The following is a 3,015-nucleotide window of genomic DNA, read 5'->3' as shown; positions in this document are numbered from 1 at the left end:
AGGACTACCAGGGACTACAACGCCAAGAGTCAACCGGCCTGTACGGGAATAGTGTTTGACGCGCGAACAACCTTGTTGGATTCATTCAGATAGACCAGTTTGGGCTTGTACCTGACCAATTCTTCTTCGGCATACTGGGCATAAGTGGCAATAATCAAGCGATCGCCCACCTGACACTTACGGGCTGCAGCGCCATTTACAGAAATAATCCCTGAACCCGGCTCGGCACAAATAATGTAGGTGGTAAACCGTTCACCGTTGTTCACATTGTAAATATCGATCTGTTCAAACTCTCTCAGACCTGCCATCTCCAGTAGGCTGGAGTCAATGGCACAGGAACCATCGTACCAGAGCTCCGCATGGGTAACGCAGGCCATATGGAGTTTGCCTTTAAGCATGGTGTTCAGCATAAAGCGATTCCTCTAATTCAGGGAGATATTATCAATTAATCGAGCGCCGGATGTATACATGGCGCCGAGGACAATAACGTCCTGGTCGTCGTCTGCTGCCATCTGCAACGTTTTACTGTTGCAGACACTAATGTAGTCAGTTTTGAAGCCAGCCCTCTCGATTTGCTGACAAGCCTGCTTTTCCAGTGCCTTGTAATCACGATTGCCAGCATCTATCTGGCTCACAACCCAATTGAGACTGAGATAGAGCTGATTGGCTTTGGGCCGTTCTTCCGGCGTCAGAAAACCGTTTCTTGAGCTCATCGCCAGTCCATCCGTTTCTCGATGAATTGGAGCCCCTGTGATCACCACCGGGACACAGAGATCTTCCACCAAACGCCGAATCACGGCCAGCTGTTGAAAGTCCTTCATCCCGAAAATAGCTTCGTCGGGCTGCACGATATTGAACAACTTGGTCACCACCGTAGTAACGCCCTCAAAATGTCCTGGACGACTGGCACCACAGAGCACATCCGTCATGGTGGGGCAAATCACCCGCGTTTGCGTATCCAGGCCGTTGGGATACATTTCCTGATCATTGGGGTGAAACAGAAAATCACAAGCGGCCTCGCGCAGACGGTCAGAATCTGCCTCAAGCGTACGGGGATATTTATCCCAATCTTCATTGAGGCCAAATTGGAGCCCGTTGACAAAAATAGAGCAGACCACAATATCGTTGGTCTGCTGTGCCTGGTTGATCAACTCAATGTGGGCGTCATGCAAATTTCCCATAGTCGGCACAAAGCCGACCCGTTTTCCTGTGGCTCTTGCCGCCGCCAGTGACTGGCGAAGTCCATTTACCGTATGAAAAATTTGCATAACCTATCCGGAAACAGTGTAGGTAAAAAAAGACAGCTAATCCTGGGAAAAATAATCTCTGGCAAGATTTTCAAAACGGGTATATTTGCCGAGAAAGGTCAACTTGCAAGTCCCGATCGGGCCATTTCGCTGTTTACCAATGATAATTTCGGCCACACCCTTGTCAGGGCTCTCTTCGTTGTACACTTCATCGCGGTAGATAAAAACGATGACATCTGCATCCTGTTCGATGGCACCGGACTCACGCAAATCGGAATTGATCGGGCGTTTGTTGGGGCGGCTTTCGAGGTTGCGACTGAGCTGGGACAGCGCAATTACCGGACAGTTGAACTCCCTGGCAATATTTTTCAACTCTCTGGAAATCTGGGAAATTTCGTTGGTCCGGTTTTCTGTGGCCACACTGCCACTCATCAATTGCAGATAATCCACCAACACCATGCCGGGCTGCCCGTGTTCGCGGGTGACCTGCCTGACCCGGTTGCGCAGTTCCATCGGAGTAATGCCCGGCGTGTCGTCGATAAACAGAGGGCGATCCTTGAGACGGGATGCTGCGCTGGACAATCGTGGCCAATCATCTTCAGACAAATTGCCGGCACGCAATTTGGTTTGATCAATCTTTCCGAGGGAAGACATCATCCGCATAATCAACTGGCTGGCCGGCATCTCCATACTGAATACCAGTACCGGCTTTTCCTGATGCAACACGGCATGCTCGGCCATATTCATGGCAAAGGAGGTCTTGCCCATGGAAGGTCGCCCTGCAACGATCACCAGATCTGATGGCTGCCAGCCAGATGTTTTCTCGTCGAGGTCAGCAAATCCGGTACTCAGCCCGGTAATGTCGGCGTCACTGTTAAAAAGCTGGTCAATACGCTCAACCACTTCTTTAAGCAAATCATTAACCGATAAGAAACCGCCCTGATTAGGTCGGCTTTCGATAATCGCAACCAGTTTTTTTTCTGCCTCGGCCAGCAGTTTGTTACTGTCCCAGCCCAGTGGGTTATAGCCCTTTTTGACAATATCACTGGCGGCAGTAATCAGTTGCCGGATGATGGAGCGCTCCAACACGATTTGTGCGTAAGCGTTGATGTTTGCCGAACTGGGGGTATTGTTCGACAGCTCAACCAGATAACTGGAACCACCGATTTGGTCCAATTGGCGGTTGTTTTGCAGGGTTTCGGAAAGTGTGATGATATCCAGCGGTTTCTGCTCGGTATTGAGCTGCCGCATGGTTTGAAAAATCAGCTGGTGGTCGCCGGCAAAAAAGTCTTTCTCCGATATGAGCGAGGCAACGGTGTCGAAGCCACCATTGCTCAACATCAGGCCACCGAGCACCGCCTGTTCCGCTTCAATTGAATGCGGAAGCTGTTGTTCCAGCGCGCCTCTGTCTTCAATCATCGGACCGTCACCCGCCAACACGGATACGGCACTGCCACAGGAAATGGCGTGCCGTGTTGTTACCAATTATGATACCGCCTGAAACTGCCGGATTACTCAGCGACAACAGACAGTTTAATCGGCTGGGTTACCTCAGCGTGCAGTTGAATATCAATTTCATATTCACCGATTTCACGCAGAGCCCCTTCAGGCAGTTTCACTTCGCTTTTGCTCACATCGACACCGGCGGCAGTCACAGCATCCGCAATATCACGGGTACCGATGGAACCAAACAACTTGCCTTCATCTCCAGCATTGGCAGCAATGACGATAACTGTCAATGCTGCCAGTTGCTCGGCGCGCGCTTCGG

The 3,015-nt window shown here is 50.7% G+C and carries 4 protein-coding genes; all 4 read right to left on the bottom strand.

Annotated features, from left to right (window positions below):
* Window positions 1-29: 29 nt before the first annotated feature.
* The gene (gene panD, locus ACTF5G_RS10085) at window positions 30-410 is read right to left on the bottom strand and encodes an aspartate 1-decarboxylase (RefSeq protein WP_438952672.1); all 381 of its coding nucleotides are present in this window, start codon (window positions 408-410) and stop codon (window positions 30-32) included.
* 12 nt (window positions 411-422) lie between these two features.
* Entirely contained in the window at window positions 423-1,268 is an 846-nt protein-coding gene (gene panC / locus ACTF5G_RS10080) for a pantoate--beta-alanine ligase (protein ID WP_438952671.1), read from the bottom strand.
* 36 nt (window positions 1,269-1,304) lie between these two features.
* Window positions 1,305-2,666: a replicative DNA helicase gene (dnaB, locus tag ACTF5G_RS10075; protein WP_438952673.1), complete on the bottom strand. Its 1,362-nt coding sequence runs from the start codon at window positions 2,664-2,666 to the stop codon at window positions 1,305-1,307.
* Between the two features lie 92 nt (window positions 2,667-2,758).
* Window positions 2,759-3,015: 50S ribosomal protein L9 (rplI, locus tag ACTF5G_RS10070; protein ID WP_438952670.1), on the bottom strand; the 257-nt coding region annotated here is incomplete at its 5' end.

This window comes from Porticoccus sp. (genome assembly GCF_965660005.1).
Classification (GTDB): domain Bacteria; phylum Pseudomonadota; class Gammaproteobacteria; order Pseudomonadales; family Porticoccaceae; genus Porticoccus.
Note: the sequence above shows the minus strand (reverse complement) of the source record. Positions and strands in the feature narration are given on the sequence as shown.